The 16,877-nt window shown below is 52.5% G+C and carries 13 protein-coding genes; 7 read left to right on the top strand and 6 right to left on the bottom strand.

Annotated elements, in window-relative coordinates; translation table 11 throughout:
• Positions 1–29 precede the first annotated feature (29 nt).
• Complete coding sequence (locus tag AACY50_RS13885) at positions 30–488, bottom strand: helix-turn-helix domain-containing protein (protein ID WP_339538708.1); 459 nt, start codon at positions 486–488, stop codon at positions 30–32.
• A gap of 18 nt (positions 489–506) precedes the next feature.
• On the opposite strand from AACY50_RS13885, the gene AACY50_RS13880 reads away from it, so the two are divergent.
• Positions 507–1,082 (top strand): hypothetical protein, encoded by a 576-nt coding sequence (locus AACY50_RS13880; RefSeq protein ID WP_339538707.1) that lies wholly within the window; start codon positions 507–509, stop codon positions 1,080–1,082.
• 84 nt (positions 1,083–1,166) lie between these two features.
• Here AACY50_RS13880 and AACY50_RS13875 read toward each other — a convergent pair whose 3' ends face one another.
• The 3 genes from AACY50_RS13875 to AACY50_RS13865 all read right to left on the bottom strand — a co-directional run bounded on the left by AACY50_RS13875 (position 1,167) and on the right by AACY50_RS13865 (position 3,699).
• The gene (locus AACY50_RS13875; protein ID WP_042559182.1) at positions 1,167–1,478 is read right to left on the bottom strand and encodes a hypothetical protein; all 312 of its coding nucleotides are present in this window, start codon (positions 1,476–1,478) and stop codon (positions 1,167–1,169) included.
• A 22-nt stretch (positions 1,479–1,500) separates the two neighbouring features.
• Positions 1,501–2,436 carry a hypothetical protein gene (locus tag AACY50_RS13870; protein ID WP_339538706.1) on the bottom strand — a complete coding sequence of 312 codons (936 nt, stop codon included), beginning with the start codon at positions 2,434–2,436 and terminating at the stop codon, positions 1,501–1,503.
• 258 nt (positions 2,437–2,694) lie between these two features.
• A complete protein-coding gene (locus AACY50_RS13865; RefSeq protein WP_339538705.1) occupies positions 2,695–3,699 on the bottom strand; it encodes a site-specific integrase in 1,005 nt (334 codons plus the stop codon).
• A 196-nt stretch (positions 3,700–3,895) separates the two neighbouring features.
• Between AACY50_RS13865 and AACY50_RS13860 the strand changes: the two genes are divergently transcribed.
• From AACY50_RS13860 to AACY50_RS13850, 3 genes are all read left to right on the top strand, one after another.
• Positions 3,896–4,963 carry a DNA-binding protein gene (locus AACY50_RS13860; RefSeq protein ID WP_339538704.1) on the top strand — a complete coding sequence of 356 codons (1,068 nt, stop codon included), beginning with the start codon at positions 3,896–3,898 and terminating at the stop codon, positions 4,961–4,963.
• 2 nt (positions 4,964–4,965) lie between these two features.
• Positions 4,966–5,160 carry a hypothetical protein gene (locus tag AACY50_RS13855; RefSeq protein ID WP_339538703.1) on the top strand — a complete coding sequence of 65 codons (195 nt, stop codon included), beginning with the start codon at positions 4,966–4,968 and terminating at the stop codon, positions 5,158–5,160.
• A 99-nt stretch (positions 5,161–5,259) separates the two neighbouring features.
• Positions 5,260–5,652, top strand: coding sequence for an ImmA/IrrE family metallo-endopeptidase (locus AACY50_RS13850; protein ID WP_339538702.1), 393 nt, complete (start codon positions 5,260–5,262; stop codon positions 5,650–5,652).
• Positions 5,653–6,073: 421 nt separating this feature from the next.
• Here AACY50_RS13850 and AACY50_RS13845 read toward each other — a convergent pair whose 3' ends face one another.
• Positions 6,074–7,369: an ImmA/IrrE family metallo-endopeptidase gene (locus AACY50_RS13845; RefSeq protein WP_339538701.1), complete on the bottom strand. Its 1,296-nt coding sequence runs from the start codon at positions 7,367–7,369 to the stop codon at positions 6,074–6,076.
• A 349-nt stretch (positions 7,370–7,718) separates the two neighbouring features.
• On the opposite strand from AACY50_RS13845, the gene AACY50_RS13840 reads away from it, so the two are divergent.
• From AACY50_RS13840 to AACY50_RS13830, 3 genes are all read left to right on the top strand, one after another.
• The gene (locus AACY50_RS13840) at positions 7,719–12,305 is read left to right on the top strand and encodes an AAA domain-containing protein (protein WP_339538700.1); all 4,587 of its coding nucleotides are present in this window, start codon (positions 7,719–7,721) and stop codon (positions 12,303–12,305) included.
• A 248-nt stretch (positions 12,306–12,553) separates the two neighbouring features.
• A complete protein-coding gene (locus AACY50_RS13835; RefSeq protein WP_339538699.1) occupies positions 12,554–12,892 on the top strand; it encodes a hypothetical protein in 339 nt (112 codons plus the stop codon).
• 313 nt (positions 12,893–13,205) lie between these two features.
• A complete protein-coding gene (locus AACY50_RS13830; RefSeq protein WP_339538698.1) occupies positions 13,206–14,222 on the top strand; it encodes a hypothetical protein in 1,017 nt (338 codons plus the stop codon).
• A 488-nt stretch (positions 14,223–14,710) separates the two neighbouring features.
• On the opposite strand, the gene AACY50_RS13825 is transcribed toward AACY50_RS13830, so the two are convergent.
• Positions 14,711–16,423, bottom strand: coding sequence for a hypothetical protein (locus AACY50_RS13825; RefSeq protein ID WP_339538697.1), 1,713 nt, complete (start codon positions 16,421–16,423; stop codon positions 14,711–14,713).
• Positions 16,424–16,877 lie beyond the last annotated feature (454 nt).

Here is a 16,877-nt window from a genome sequence, read left to right as displayed (position 1 = left end):
CCGTCTGATTACATGGCGATGAACAGCATCTATTCAGCGAAACAGAATTCGACTTGCTGGGACTTCGTCACTGAGCGATGACTTTGGGGCTTTGAAGAGAGACGGCGCGCTGGCAACTCATCACACGACGAAATCGCCAGATTTTTGAGAACTCCCTCGTGGCCTAGGCTTGCAAGTTCCTCTTTGGTTCGACGCAGCAAAGCGTCAACGGACTCTCCCGACTCAGCGCATAGAGTAATGGCGACCAAGGTCATAGGACTCACTCTGAGCGGGCCGCTCAAAGCCGTTATCATCTCCAGCGTTGGGCTTGACTGGGCGCGCTCCAGTTTCGAAACGTATGTTCGACTGCTGACTTCCGCGAGATTTCTCTGGGTCAATCCTTTGCCCGCGCGCATCGCTTTTAGCACGGCAGCAAAAGCATTTTTGAGCGTCATGAGCACGTTCCTAATCAGCCAGTCTTTTTGAGCGTGGTTGCGCATTTTAGCCATGTTGGATACCTTCAAGGTTTGGTGGAGCTGCTCGACGAGTGTCTGGTCGAATACCCCAATCGCAAGCTCCACGGGCTGAGCCACATTATCGACAAGGGGCTGAGCATTCAGCCCCAAATGAATGAAGCGCAGAATATGCCTTTTCTTGCCCTATGGTGGTTGTCCAACGTCTACCTGGGACACGACCCTGCGAGGAGGACTCATACCTCGAAGGAGGTGGAGATGTTGAACAAACCGAGTGTGGATTCCCTGATTACCCAGGCCCTGTTGGGCAGTGACTCGGAATGGACACCCGCCATCCATCAGCTACAGCTGGATCGCTATTACAAGCAGCGTTACAAGAGCAGTGGCATCAGGGTGCCGGCGAATGTAGAAGCCTGCATGGCTCTTACATTGGCCGAACGGCATAGGAAAGCGGATCACATATCCTCAGCTCATGGCGCGCTGACTTCGGCCGCTGAGAACTTTCCGCATCTCATCCAGCTTCGTACTTTGGCGGCCGATTTCGATCCAAGCACCCCCATCGCGTGGCTTTCGATCATCTATCCTGACATCACCATGCAGCGGGCAACTCTCGAATGCGTTGGCTTGTGAAAAGCGAGTAAGCAGGGAACTGCGAGTATTCGTTTGCCCACACAGTCGCCCCTCGCGCGAAGCTTAAACAGGTGCCTCCCTCAGCTATCTCTCGTAGGTCTCACCGCCGGTGCTGATCTTGTAGATAGTTTCCGAGTAAGGCAGGCGAGCGAGGATAGTAGTAGCCTGCACCACTCCCGCCATAGTCATCCCTCTACACATGAGGCTCACATAGCCCTGGATGCGAACGCACATGGCATCAGCACTATCAATGAAATTCGTTTTGTTGAGGCGGAGCATGATGACTGTCCTGCCCTCGGGTACTGCTCCAATTGGGGGCACGGCGAATATCGTAATCTGGGTGTACACGACCAAACAGAGCAGCGCGATGCCCGCCGTAATTAAGACCTTCTTCATATGGGAGACTCCTGTCTCGGATTCAGTCTATGCGCTTAACGATGCCGAACCGGCCGTCTTTAAAATCGCCGGCACGGAGGACATTGGGGGCAGATTGGTCGCAGCTGTACGTCGAGTAGCTCACAGGGGGGTTACCAAATCGATCTGAGCTACGATCCGCGCAACCTGAAGATGACGCAACAATGTATAGCGGCTTGGTTATCGCCTCATTTGGGACTTGGAGTCCCAAGGAGAACCTAATACTTGCCTTGTGAGCAAAATCATTCGCGTCGTCGTGGTAATTACCCAGGAACGTCGCATAGCTGCTCCAACTGACGAATTCGAAACCCATGACGCCCAACCGTTTGAGCTCGCCGCCGTTTGATGCGTAAACAACGAGAGGCGCCAGCCGAGGGTCTTTGCTCTTAGACGAGTATGTCACTTTCGCCGTGATGTACTTGGAGCCGCGTTCGGCAGATCGGTACTCATACTCATCACCGTGATTGTTAAAGCTCCACTGGTCGGTTATTTGGGCTGATTGAAGCGAGACAGAACTGTCATCGGCTGCGAATGAGGCTTTGACCGGAATAGCTTTCATGCCGAGCGCCGCCAGCCGAAGCGCCTCTTGTTCCTTGGCCTCACGATCCTTGACCATTTTATGCAGGAAACTGCTTCCGGTTTCTGCTTCAGCGGAGTCTGGGTAGCGCAACGTCAACGACGCCAAGGCTACTCTAGTGGCTGCTTCGTCTTCGCGGTCGGAAGCCCTTCTTACCTGAGCCAGCAATACGGCGGGTGTTTCTTTAAGGGCCGTATTTTCCTGCTCAAGCTTCGCGATTTTGCCTTTAGCGGCGGTGATTTCTGCCTGCAAGGATTTCACGTCCGAGCGAAGGCCTTCAGCCTCCTTCTTGTATACCTCACCGCCATCACCACATCCCGTAAGCGAAAGGGCCAGGCAGCTGAACAGTAAATCCTTTCTCAAAATGCACTCCTTTTGACCAATAGCCCGTTTCCGTTAGTGAGAATGGCAATCTACCATCATGCCTTAATCACTGAAATGGGGGCCACGCTAAGTAAGCACTTTGTACGCGCATCTATGAGTAGCCCTGCAGCGGTAACGAACGTTCTTCGCGGTCTGTTGCCCATGTTCGCAGCGTATACAAGAGTAGGTGTCCAGTGTGATTGACCTGTAAAGCTTGGTGGGCTCGTCGGCGAAATTCCAAATTAACACTTAACCGTTTTAAACAGAGTTTTGGAGCCTGCCAAGGGTGTGCGGGCGCTCACTGGGAACCCCTTTATTCTCCGTGGTCGTCGCCTGATGGGCCGCACGTAAAGCAATTCCGCCGAAGGACTCGCTAGCATCCACATAACGGAGCGCCGACTTCATGTCCTTCCAGCCCACATAGCTCATCAGCCCTTTGATGTCCCACCCATTGGCGGAAGCCCAGGTCGCAAAGCCTCGCCGCATCGAGTGACTGCTATACAGTTCAGCTGGCAATCCTGCCTCTTTGAAAATGCGGCGTAGCACAGGGATCAGGCTATGCGGCTGCATAGCTTTGCCTGAAAGATTGCCCCACCGATCTATCCGCTGGAACACCGGGCCTTTTGCGATCCCGGCAACTGTTATCCAGTTGATGTAGGCCTCTACGGGGCAGAGAATTGTAAGCGCCGGCGTCTGGAAAGTAGTTCCTTCATGCTGGCGGTCACCCTTGGTGTAAGGCAGGAAAAAGGTAATGCCTTCACCACTTATGGCTTGGGTATCCTCGACCATTAGCCTGGCTAACTCATCGCCGCGAAAGCCACGCCAAAACCCAATCAAGATTATTGCCACCGAGCGACGATGACGCACCAGCGATTTGTAGTCTCCCCGTTCAATCGCAGCTGCAGCTTCCCCTTCAAGCCATGTGACCGCTTGCTCTAGATGCTTCAGCAGCAGTGGGGCGGCCTGCTTCACCTTTGCAGGGTGCACTACCCTAATGCCCTTGATCATCTGGCGAACATCAGGCGTCTTGGTTGGATCGGGGAAGCCCTGGGTGATGTGCCATTGCGCAAGAGCTGCCAGACGCTGCTTCAGCGTGTTGATGGAGAGCTTGTCGGCGTACTCCGCCAGATAGCGAACGACGCCCACGCCTGTCGTGGGCAGGTACCCGCCCCAAGTCACCTCGAAGTGCTCGATCGCCGCTCGGTAGCTTTTTCGGGTGTTCTCCCGCGTGCCTGCGCTGAGGTACCTATCTGCCTTTTCCATCGTACTTTGCCTTCAAAATCGGAGAGTTTCTGTCTTCCTACGTCACATGGAGGTTTTCTGGGCGCCATAAAGAGTCAAGAAGCCATAAAGCACTATTATAGCTTTTTAATTATTGGACTTTACATCTACAGAAATGGTGATAGCGTGTCACGTAATAACATGACACGTAACACAGCACGAAATCGTAGGAGTTCAAATGGCTCGTGGCGGCATTAACAAAGCGGTGGTGCAAAAAGCAAGGCAGTCTCTGCTCGCTAGGGGCACATACCCAAGCATCGATGCCGTGCGTGTGGAGCTGGGGAATACCGGGTCAAAGACAACCATTGCCCGGTACCTGAAGGAGATCGAATCCTACGATCCACGCCCACTATCGTCCCGCGAACGCATGGGTGAAGAACTTTCGGCAATGGTTGAAAGCCTTCTGGATCGACTCATGGAGGAGGGCCACGAGTCGATCGAACAGTCCCGATCAGCCTTTGATATTGAGCGTGTAGAGCTCCAGGCGCAGATCGCCAGCCTGCAAATTGAACTGACCACAGCGCGTAGGCAGCTCGACACTCAGCAAGCAGCTATTGAGGCTCAGACCGCAGACCTAAAAACCACGCAGTCCTCGCTTCAGGCAGAACTGACGCGCAATGCCGGGCTTAATCAACGGTGTACTGACCTGGAAGCCTTGGTCAGCGACAGGGATAAACAGATCAATTCCCTAGAGGAGAAGCATGTTCATGCGCGCGGTGCTTTGGAGCACTACCGGCAATCCGTCAAAGAGCAGCGGGATCAGGATCAACGCCGGCATGAATCCCAACTCCACGAGGCTCAAGTGGAGAAGCGCAAACTCCAGGAAACCTTGGTGCTGAAACAGGATGACCTAACTCGTTTAATTCGTGACAACGAGCGGTTGCTTGGAGAGTCCAGGCAGCAGGTGAAACTGCTACATGGCCATGAGGCGCATATACAGACACTGACTGGCGAGATCCAGGGGCTGAAGCTGGCGGAAGCGAAATCCGCTGGAGTTACTGAGCAGCTCCAGGAACAGATCGCCACGCTTCGACAGGACGCCACGGCACTGAATGAAGCAGCAGCCAAGAGCGGCGAGCGCGAGCAGGAGGCAAGACTGCTGCTTGTCGCTGCCCAATCGGAGAATGAGCAACTCCGGCGACTGCAGGCTACCGAGGCTGAGGCAGAGGGAAGCGATTCGAACACCACATTTGCGCCTGCATCCGAGAAGCCAAAGACAGCCCCCACAAAACTGTCGAGGAAGTGACCATGAACAAAGCCACGCTCAAACCGATAGGCCCCAATGAAGAATGCTCCGCGCTTCAGTGGGCTCATCAGCGACTCACCTTGATGCTGGCGAACAGCACATTACCGCCAGCTTTCATACAGCTCGACACCCGCACTCGATTGGAAACCCGAGCTAAGTCAGGTATCGAAGCGGCTGACTCGAATAAAGCAAATTAGCAGCAGTTTGCCGAGCGCCACCAGCGCATGTTCGAGGGACTTGAAAACCCTACATATTGGGTTATTATCAAGCAATGAACACTACATGCGGTGATTTGCATGGACATGCCAAGTATCGAACAAGAAGCATCCGAGCTATTGCGCATGCTCTGGCGCGACCGATATCACCTGTGGGGCGATCAAGATATCACCCCGCTTCAGACGCGTGATCCGAGGAAGGCGGCGTTAGCGTACGGCTTTGAATATCGGGAGCTTCCGAATCTCGGTGACCCCAAATTCATCCAAGGCGGCTCCGGCCCTAAGATTGCAGGTCTGATTGATCGCCAAGCGAACCGCATCGCCATCTCCCAAGAATTCTCACCCACGGTAAAACTGTTCACGGGTGCTCATGAGATCGGCCACCTTGCCCTACATAAAGGTGAGGTTATGCATAGGGATCGGGCCTTAGATGGCCGTCCAGTCGGCGGGCCGCGAAACCCTGAAGAACGGTAGGCTGATTTCTTTGCAGCGTGTTTTTTGATGCCTGCGAAGCTGGTCGCTGACCGCTTCAGGCGACTATTCCTATGTGGAGACCAGCTTCACTTTAACGATACGGTCGCATATCACCTCGATGCACATAACATCGAAGGTTTGTTGTATGCCTCGTCAGACTCCTTGGAACGAGAGCTGGCACTGGCGCGCTGCCAACGCTTCAATAATATCAACGTCGTATCGCTTGCTACGCAGTTTGGAGTATCCGATTCGGCAATGGCGTTACGACTCAAGGAACTTGGTTTAGTACGCTGGCCGTAGCTTGGGGGCTTGAAGTAGGCGCTAGGTATCGATCGGAGTGCAAAAGAGTGGCGGGGCGATAAAGAACTGTACGCTCAAGAACCGGCCGACCATGCGTCATAAACATCCCGTGAGATGCAGATCAATCTTGCCGACCGACCTCGACCAGCAGTTCCAACGCCCTCATGCGCAATCGGATCGCTGTCTTCGAAACGTTAAAATATTCGCTCAGAGAATTGCACACAGCATGAAACTGGATGACGTTGTCCCCCTGACTGTCCAGGTACAGATGGCCGTGACCACGGTTTCGGATGCCAAGATGCTGTAGTAACAACCCAAACGCAGCCTGAAAGTCCTCTTTAGGCATCAAGAGACATGAAGCAAACGTATTTGCTTGCCACTCCAACCGCTCGACTTCCCCTTTAGGGATGGTGATGAGCTGGCTCTGGTCAATGTCCTGCGCTCGGATGGCTTCTCGTGTCATGTAGCGCTTATGACCTAGAAAGTGATGCCCCAGCTCATGGGCGAGTGTGAATCGGGCCAAGTGGGATTGGCTATCTGCCCCGAAGATTTTGATCTCAAGCGGGTTGAACGTGATACTGCCGAGGGCTGAGCCCGAGTTTTCAATGAAGCTCACGGACAGTCCACTGACATCAGCTTCCCTGGACACTAGCTTAGTCAGATCGACCTCTCCCCGGATGTATGAAATGGATTTCAAAGCCTGCTGCGCCAAGCGATCTATTCTGTCCCGCGAAATGAACGCGACCCTGGGTGTTTCGATAAGCGTGGGCTGACGAATCAGACCCATATCGCTCTCTTTAAAAGCACTCTCAAAGTCGAGGCCTTTCCAGATGCCTTCCCAACCATCCGTAAAGCCGGCAGGAGTTACGGCATAGGCGCTATAAACGGTAGGCCGAAAATCCGCCTTGGTTAGGGCGTATTCGATCTCTGCGCGCTTACGGGCTCTAGCGCTCCGCGCCCCGGTTAGCAGGGCGCGAGGAAGCTCCCATCGAAACTCAGATTGATCGAAGTAACGCAAGACACCGAAGCCACGGTTCCGAGCAATGTTGAACGTGCCGGACTGAAACGCACTGGCGGACGCAAAAATACCCTTAGCATTGAAGCCGGCCACTTGACTGATCTTTGATCCAAACTCTTCGATGTCCCCCACAGGCACTTTGCCGCTGTAATTCTTGCATTCAATGAGCACAAGCAATGATGGGGTCTCGAAGCAAGGCAGGAACACTTCGACCGAAATGTCGAAAACGATGAAGTCTTCTCGGTCACGCGAGTAGTAGCCTTTCTTCCTGAAAATTTTACAGCACTCACGTCGGAAGACATAGAAGCGCCCCTCATTGATCTCACGAGACAGGAATTCAAAGACCTGCTCCTCGAACCGGTCGCCCTTGGCATAGGTGCTGAGCGATTTAATTTCCATATGTGGGGCAGGCTCCGGTTAACGGTTCAGAAAGTCAGTCGTACGTGAATAGATCGCGGTCGAGAAACGGGTTACCACCGGCCATGCTGGCTCTCAGCTCGTTAACATGATGGTCTTTTTTTCTACTTTTATGTCAATGACCAGAAGGTTAGCGTCCAGCCAACCGCTGACGACGTTGTTTGTTTGGCCCGCCGACGCCATCTGCGTATAGGTAGATTTGGCTCCGCCTGATTCTCAAGGACAATCGTCAAACAGCGATTATTTCAAAACCACACCTAGAGGCAATATGGCATCCTTGACTCTATATTGACTGCTGAAGTCGCATCCCCTGAATCATCGGAGTATTAACATGCAACGGACGCCTAACGAGCTCCTCAGTCGACTATTCGAGTACGCAGAGGAAAGCCTCAAGGAGCTTGATCCGTCGCGCTATCAACTCTCGAGTTCTGTTAATGACGTGTATCCGCCTACGAGCCTTCTAGGTCTTCCTGGGCTGCACTTTGATCTCCAGTTCCCAGGCGACAATGTCTGGTTGCAAATCGAACGACTCGAAGAGTCACGTGCTCCAGCACCAATTGACAGAGGTTATAGCTCCGTCATCAAAGCCAGTGACAATCCCACCAAGCCACCATTGCTCTCTGAGCAGGTGCTCCTCCAGTTAATCCGCGAACAGCAAGACAAAGATCCGGATGGGGATATCGCCGCAGTGGAGTCCGAAGTACGCGCGCAAGCTTCGGCTGCTCTTACGGCGTATCTTGTCCTGTGGCACGAATGGGCTGAGCTTGAGAAACCACGTCGCAAGACCATTAGTCTCTATGGCGACATGTTTGCATTGATGCAGCAGATGGAGACGGGAAAATCTGCTCGCGAGCTGGTATGGGGCGTGGGCGTTAGCGCTTGGACGTTAACGATCAACGATGCGCAGCAGGTATTCAATTATCCATTGTTGACCCAAGCCCTCGACATCTCTTTGAACGAGGAGAGCATGGCGGTCGAAGTTCGCCCGCGTGCCACAGAGCCGATGATCGAGTTCGATGCACTGATCAACGCCAATATCCCTGGCGCCAGCGAGTGCGAAAGAGCTATTCGCGATCATCTAGGCAGACATATCGACTCCCCTTTGAACCCATTCTTGCCATCGACATTTGCTGACGTGCTAAAGCTCTCGGCCAGAAGCCTCGACAGCAAAGGCAAATATTTGGAGGTGATGGGAGATGCAGCCCAGGGCTTCCCGGAACCAGGAGACTCGCTCCAAATAAGCGATGCGTGGGTGGTGTTTGCTCGCCCCAAACCCAGCAACTGGCTGATCAACGACCTTCGTAAGATCCGGGAGAAGCTTAAGGAATGTCTCGAGCTTCCTGCCGGCCCACTTGCGTTGGTGACCCCGGCCTCGAACATTGCAATCGATTACCAGGACGTTAACTTCCGCGGGCTTTCCAGCCGAAGCATGGATGGATCTAGAGCAGAACCCAAGGAACTGTATTTCCCCCTTCCATACAATGACGAGCAGGTCACTATCGTTCAGCGTCTGGAGCACGCACCAGGGGTTGCCGTTCAGGGCCCTCCTGGTACCGGCAAAACCCATACGATCGCCAACATCATTTGCCACTATCTGGCGACTGGCAAACGTGTCCTAGTTACCTCTCGGGGCGAGCAGGCCCTGAAGGTACTCCAGTCGAAAATACCGGCTGAGGTTCGGCCACTGACGGTTGCGCTGCTGACCAGTGACCGCGAGGGGATCCGGCAATTCCAAGGCTCGATTGAGGCTATCCAACACCAAGTTTCGCAAATCAATCCATCACTTGCTCGGGGAGAGATTGATCGCCTGCACCAGTCCATTGATCTTGCTCATACCGAGCTGGTGAGGCTTGATCGCCGCGTCAATGAGATTGCCCTGAATCAGCTTTCCGATATCCAGGTAGGCGATGCCAAGTATCGTGCGGAAGAGCTTGCTGAGCTTCTGATGAAGGGCGGCGACCAGTACGCCTGGTTTGACGACGAACTTTCGTTGTCTCCCGAACACTCGCTGCCTTTTGACGATGAGTTCGGTAGGGGCTTAAGACAGGCCCGTCGCGACCTCGGGCGTGACCTTGTCTACATCAATTCCAGTCTGCCTGAAGTTGAGCAATTACCGGCAGCTGCGGAGATCGGCAAGCTCCACGGCTCACTCTGCCAGCTAAAGTCGCTCGAATATGCTCTAGGTCAGGGGGATCTCATACCCCTGAAATCCGACAGTGAAACCGTGGTCGCTGCCGCCAAGAATCTAGATTTGGAGCTGGGTCATTGCGAAGAAAAGCTTGTGGCGCTGCACGACGACGGGGACTGCGAAATTCTTTGGTCGCAGGAGCTGCGACTCAAGGCGGCAGGTGGACGGTACGACAGTGAAATCTCAGTCCTAGTAGGCATGCTTCCAGCCGCCCAGGCCTTGATGCAACGGCGCAAGGTCATGCTGGAAAACTTTGTTGAATTCCCAGAGGAAGCCTTAGATTGCGAGAAAACATCTGAGGCCGTGGATAGAGCTACCGAAACAGGAAAGCCTTTTGGTCTGATGAGCTTCGGAGCATCCCAAGCCAAGACACACGTCAGCAATGTCCGGATCAATGGCTCAGCGCCAAAGTCTGCCGAGCAGTGGAAGATCGTCCAGGACTACCTGAAGCTTTACGCGGACGTGAGATCCTTCACTGCGCGATGGAACCCTCTGGCCGAGACACTGGGGATTCCGCGACTTCAAGCGGGAACGGCACATCTGCGGCAACTGGAGATCACCGTTAGTACAGTTCAGGCTGCGCTCGAGCTCACCTCACGGTACGCGGAAAAAGTACAGCCACTCTGCGAGGCGGTCTTCGCAGATGCGCCCGATAACATGCATAGGCTGACAATCGTCGAGATTCGTCGCCTGCGGGATCACCTCACTCAAAACCTTGCTCGATTAGATCTCAGCATGGCGGGCGCCTCACTCGCAATTCTGCAGGCCAAAGTCGCGGGCGACAGTCCAATCTCCTGCCGGCTTCGTACATTCGTTCTGGAGTGCCTGGGCAGCCCGGATCAGGATACGCATCGGGTCGTGTCCCAGTATGTCGACCTGCTGACAGAACTACAGCGGATCAGAGAACTCGATGGCCTCCTGAATTATGTCAGGGAGGGCGCGCATCGGGTGATGACAGCTGGAGCGGAAAATCTTTCCGGTCGGTTGCTGACCGTTCCTGTTGAAAACGGAGCTGAAGACCTGGCTTTCCCAAGTAGTTGGAAGGAGGCGTGGCAGCATGCGCAAATACACTCTCACCTGCAGAGCATCGAAGCGCGTCATGAGCTCGTCGAGCTAAATGGCAAGCGAGTAAAACTCGAAGCTGGCCTGGCACGTATGTATCGGGAAGTGGTGAGCCGAGCGGCTTGGCTGTCCACTAAAGCCAATGCCAGCCCGATGGTACTGCAAGCATTAGCCGGCTACTCGACAGCGATACGCAAAATAGGGCAGGGGACAGGGCCGAACGCGGAGCGTTATCGCCGCGATGCTCAACAGTGCATGCAGGATGCTGCCGGCGCCGTGCCATGCTGGATCATGAGTCACGCCAAGATTTCCGAATCCATGCCGGCAGAAATTGGCGCCTTCGACCTGGTGATTGTGGATGAGGCAAGCCAGTCAGACTTATGGGCTTTGCCGGCTATCGTCAGGGCCAAAAAGGTACTGGTAGTAGGGGATGACAAGCAAGTTTCTCCCGATGGCGGCTTCAAATCCGGTAAGAGGATCGGCGAGCTTCGTAACCGGTTCCTGAATGACCAGCCCTATGGCGCCGACATGACGCCTGATAAATCGCTCTACGATTTGGCATCGCGAGTGTTCGCTGGCCACATGGTCATGTTACGTGAGCACTTCCGCTGCGTCCCTCCCATCATTTCCTATTCCAACCAGTTCTACGGCGGTGCGATTCAGCCCCTTCGAATCCCTCGACCATCCGAGCGCCTCGATCCACCTTTAGTGGACATTTATGTCAAAGACGGAGTGAGGAACAAGAAGGGCTGCAACAAGCTTGAGGCAGAAGCCATCGTTGAAGAAATCCAGGCACTGATCAATGACGACAAGTATGCGGGTCGCTCGATTGGAGTGGTGACACTGTTGGGGGGCATGGAACAAGCCAAATTCATCGATTCGCTAGTACGGGAACGATGCCCGGCCGTGGAGCTCCACGCTCGCGAATTTGCGTGTGGTGACGCCAGCACCTTCCAGGGAAGCGAGCGCGACATCATCTTCATTTCTATGGTCGCAGATCCGGAGAACTGCCATCCGCTTTCAGGCATTGCTGCTGAACAGCGGTTCAACGTAGCCGCAAGCCGTGCACGCGATAGGATGTACCTGATTCGATCGGTGACCCTGGATCACCTTTCCCTGAAAGATGTTCGTCGTACACTCCTGGAGTACTTCAGCAAACCACTCACAGAGCAGGAGGTCGATCAGGACGGCCTCATCAAGCTTTGCGAGTCTGGATTTGAGCAGCAGGTCTTCAGCAGACTGGTTGAACGGGGCTACCGCGTCGTCCCGCAGGTGAAGAGTGGGGCATTCAGGCTCGACATGGTCGTCGAGGGAGCCAACGATAATCGTCTGGCAATCGAGTGTGATGGAGATGCCTTCCATGGCCCCGATCGCTGGGAGGCAGACATGAATCGCCAACGTATCCTCGAACGTGCAGGCTGGACGTTTTGGCGTTGCTTTGCCTCGTCTTGGAGCATGCATAAAGAGGAAATCTTCGAAGAACTTCTGCAGCGCTTGGTGGAGCTCGGGATCGAACCAACCAATGCCCTGGAGAAGATACCAGCCGTAGTAGAGCTACGGGAATGGTCAACCGCTGGTAGCACATCCCTGGATGAAGAGGAGGAAGACTTCGGCGGCCAGGCAGGCCTACCGAGTATCGATGAGGAGCAGCAATCCTTAGCGATCTGAAGAGTTAACTGACCGCGCGCAGGATGCTTTTACGCGTGGTTAGTTCCAAGCCGGCTGGTTCGACGTACTAGCTGGCGATGGAGATAGAGCTTCGTGGTCGAGGAAACCAGGGCGGGTAATCCCGGTGCTATCATCGGCATCCGCAGGTATCAACCATGCTGTCGAACCTACCACCTGCATACATAACCAATCCGAGTACGACGGGCACTCTACCCGTGACAGCTTTCAGTGCTTTCCAAGGTAGATTTATGGCTATTGAATTAAGTGAAGAGGAAATGCGAAAGGCACTCTTCGGAGCCAGTGTGGATCCGGTGACGGCTAAGGCAACAACACCAGTAGTTGATACAACATCTACTCCACCAACACCGAGTCCAGCCACCAGCCCGAAGAAAATTACTGGTTACCATACGTCTAAGCTACGTGTGACTTTGCATGTATCGAAGGTGTATGACGGTAAAGTCGAAGTCTTTGTTCACGACTCGAGCAGCCTGAGCAAGCTGGTAGCCGAGCAGGAGGCGAAGGCAGCAGCGAAGAAGCAAAAATACAAATACTTGGAATTGGTGTCTGTTGAGCCAATTTCGAAGTAGCCTGAAATCATGATAGGTGAGAGTTTTAGCCCATGGCTTAGGAAGCCAAGTGCGCAGATTAGCATGCGATGGTTGCGATAAAGACCGTCGCACTGAAGACAACACCTAAAGTGGATCGCCTCGATGCTGTTGAAGCTACCTATGTCTACTGGGTAGATGCTGCGAAAAAGTGATGGACTATCCCCGCCGTGTCCGCATGGACAGATTTTCTGCAGCTTGTTGTGGCACTGCACATCTAACCATTCTCGCTGTGTGGGCTACAGCGGTATCGCGGCTAGTCCGAGCCTGCAGCCGAGTACCCTAGGATCCAGATATGTCATTCGCAAACGCGCATCAGGCAGCGATGAAGCTGCAAAGCAAGAAGGGGCGCTGCCTGCATTTCAGTGATGGCATACAATGCAATGAGATCATCTCAGCCCACTCCATACAGAAACGAGGGCAACTGGGACTGATTGCTGAAGATGGTCATGTGTATCGACTCAATGCCGACCTGTCGACCCTGAAGGAAACGGGAGGCAAACCACTACCAAAAAAAATTGGGGTGAATCGCGCGTCTACGTTCCCAGGGATGTGCAAGCAGCATGACAACAAACTTTTCTCACCCATTGATGATCGTCCCCTTTCCGTCGATCCCCAACAGGTGGCGTTGTACGCTTACCGCAGTATCTGCCGAGAATATTTTGTCAAAGAGAACGCATCGAAGACCCTCACTGAGATGCTCGAGCACCCAGGACTGACACCTGAACAGCGCCATTTTCTGATCGGCGCGGCCTATGGACAGTCCCTTGGTTTTGAGCGACTCAAGCGCCACAAACTAATATACGATGATTGCCTAGCTGCCAGCGATTTTACCGAGCTGAAATTCATCATCTTTGGCTCGACGTCTCGATGGTCGATACAAGCCTCGGGGCTGATATTTCCTGATTTTGATTTTCAAGGGCACCAACTACAGAACTTGGGGCCCGAAACCAGTGATATGGATATTCTGGTCTTCTTTACGGCTCCGACAGAATACGGTTGGGCGTTTGTTCTGGCATGGCATGAATCAAGCAATCTGAGCTGCCAGCGACTCGTTCACTCCTTAGCGAAATCAGGACGCAGTGGAGCAAAAATTGAGGACATGCTGCTCAGATTCTCACTCGCGTGTTGCGAGAACCACGCGATCCGGATCTCCTGGTGGAACTCGCTACCCGCAGTAGCGAAAAATCAGGCCTTAGATTTCATGGCGTTCATGGCGGATCCTACATTGGGGATACGCGCTGACTACCTAATGGCAGGTTGCGAGGGGCTGGCGGATTGGTCATTTGACAACGTTCGAGATGTAAGTTGAACCGTACAAATGGTCAGAAAATACATCAGTCATGGGCCGACGTATCGCTTCTAACCCGATCAGAGCTCGCAGAGGAAGGGGCGACCTTCACGGATAGCCGAGCCTCGTCGGCGTTGTCTTCCAGAATCTTCGCAACGAGTCCGGCAGGGGCTTTTGGCTTCTTCTGGGGCTCAGCCTGCGGCGTAGTAACTCCCTCACTTACCTCAAAAGCTGGTGCCTTCGATGGTTTATTCGTGGGCGAGGGCAGGGTGTCGTCACGCGGCAATTCGATGTACACGATCTTGTCGTAAGCAAGCACGAACGGCTTCGTCGTTTTTACCTTTGATGTTTGCGAACTGTTGGATGGGCTTTATGAAGTGGTCGAGCAGGACTTTCCTTCAGCTTCCGAGCTGTGGCCCAGTCCAATCACCATAGACGTCGAATGGCGATGCCGACTGGGCACAAGTTGGTTGAATGGTTCGCGTCAAGCATGTCCCAGGTGTGCGCCCTCAAAGCCTGTCGGCGGTTGGCCTAGAGCCAGTTCCCCAAAGCTTACAGCTTAACGTATGAAATATGTTCGTTCTCACTAAACCATTTAGGAGGAGCCAATCCTGAGCTGATTCACAACACTGAATTATTCTAGCTGCACGCATAGAAAAGTTGGCATGGTCAGAATTGGACTCTATAAAAAACGGCTTCCATTCGGGGTTTGAAATCAACACAGACGGATCGTCAGTTTTAATAAACCTTCTGACTCGCCTATTACATACCCAAGACTCAGGCGGCCTAGAGCAGAAGTTATAAAAAGCGATTGCATCCTCCTCCAACAGCTGTGATGGCGGTGAGTCGCGCACAAGCAGTGACCAAAGCAGGAATTTTTCATAGGCTATAGACTTAAGCAATGATCCGCGTGAGCCAACTCCGGATAAAAACCTTATGAATTTAATAAGCTCCGACAGATATTCATCGCACACAACTAGATCACTCTTCGACCCTAAAAGCTTGAATAGGTTATCAAAATCAACATACCACGCAATCCTACTTGCATCTACAGGATATCTAAATAGTGGAAGGGGAACGAATATTCCCTTTTGACTTTCTAATTCGGCTCCAATTAAATTTTGCTCTTGATCAAAGCTTCTTATTGCATGCTGAATCTTTTCATAATACAAAGAGCTTTTATCCAGCCCGGTGTCTTTGGGATAGAGATCGATATCTTCTTCTAAATCAGAGCATCTTTTGGATAGCTGCTGCAACAACTTCGGAGCTGATATCCCTAATGCCTTGACCCGAGGGAGTCTCGCTCCCCAATCATACACTGTGTCGCGATTAGCCTGAGCATCCCAACCCTTTGAAGGAAATAATGGGCCTTTCTCTTGTGCATCTAGAGCCGGAGAAAGGCCCAGATGAGTTTTGTAGCGACTAAAATAGTGATTAAATTCTTCTGGGAGAACTCGTCGGACTTCAAATTGGGGTGATTTAGCTAAGATTTCAAATCGCCCTTCAGGTAAATATTTAAAATTTTCCATATGAAGGTAATCTGATAAGTTCGCGAACGCCGGAAGTGATATTTGAAGATAGTATGCACAAACAAATACAAATAGCTGTTTCTCATGCCTACCCCTTGGTGATGTGGAGCCCGAGATTATTTCCAAATATTTCGCAGCTGCAGCCTCGATTTTGCCAGGATCCACCGGCGCCTGTTGTGCTCGTACTCTTGCGTGCCTCGGAATGCGAACTGTCCGCCCGAAAAATACTTTGTTGATAGAAAAAAAATGGTTAATAAGTGGGCAGCACCACACCGAGTCATTTTGCTGACACCTGAATGGGCGCCAAGAGTCATTATTAGTGGTACCTTCCCGCGAGTGCAAAAATCTTTTCCCTATTGGCGCAATCCAGCTTTCCGGCGGTGATTCAAAAAAATCTAGAAATATTAATAATTCGCCACTCTCGATATCAAGCAACGATTTACGTTTGACCAAAAAGCACCAGAGAAGAAGCTTCTCGATTACCGATTTATAATCCTTCAGAGCACCGCGTCGGGTATTAGCTATCAGCTTCAAGTAGTCACATACCAACTGATGGCTTTCTACCGCACCAACTATTCTTGTGGAGCACAAGAAATCAGATATGAGGGAACGTTCCTCAGGATTCTCGCTGGCATGAGCGCACAAAAACGACGTCGCCTGTCCGAATAAAGGGGCAGGGTATAAATACTTCATAACATCAACTCACCATGACGCCGTTGGTCAATCTTAATTTAATGACTAATTTTTAAAGATCAAGCTAGGTTGATCAAATAATCGACCAGTTAATTTTTTGAAATTTACACCTATCGACGCTAAGGCGTGCAAGGGGCTTTTCAGGGTTTTTTCAACAGGTTGGAAGCTCGGGGGCGAAATCGTCCATTCTTCTTTTTGAAACTGATAACGAGCAGACGCAAAAATGACCTTTTGTGAATTAAAACAACAGATTAGCAAAGATTCCACCGTCCATTTAATTGCCGTAATCACCACAGCCGGCAATCCCATTTACGGGCATAACTTTCTGTTTTGAATACCATTTCCTGAGCGCTGAATCACCATGCAGTTAATTCGCAGCGTTCACATTTGTGCAAAACCGACCGGGGATAAGTGGAAATGAACATATCTGACATAGCACCTGATTTAACATAAT

This window comes from Pseudomonas sp. RA_15y_Pfl2_54, from assembly GCF_963971015.1.
Lineage (GTDB): Bacteria > Pseudomonadota > Gammaproteobacteria > Pseudomonadales > Pseudomonadaceae > Aquipseudomonas > Aquipseudomonas baetica_A.
The sequence above is the reverse complement of the archived record's forward strand: the minus strand, read 5'-3'. Positions and strand labels throughout refer to the sequence as shown.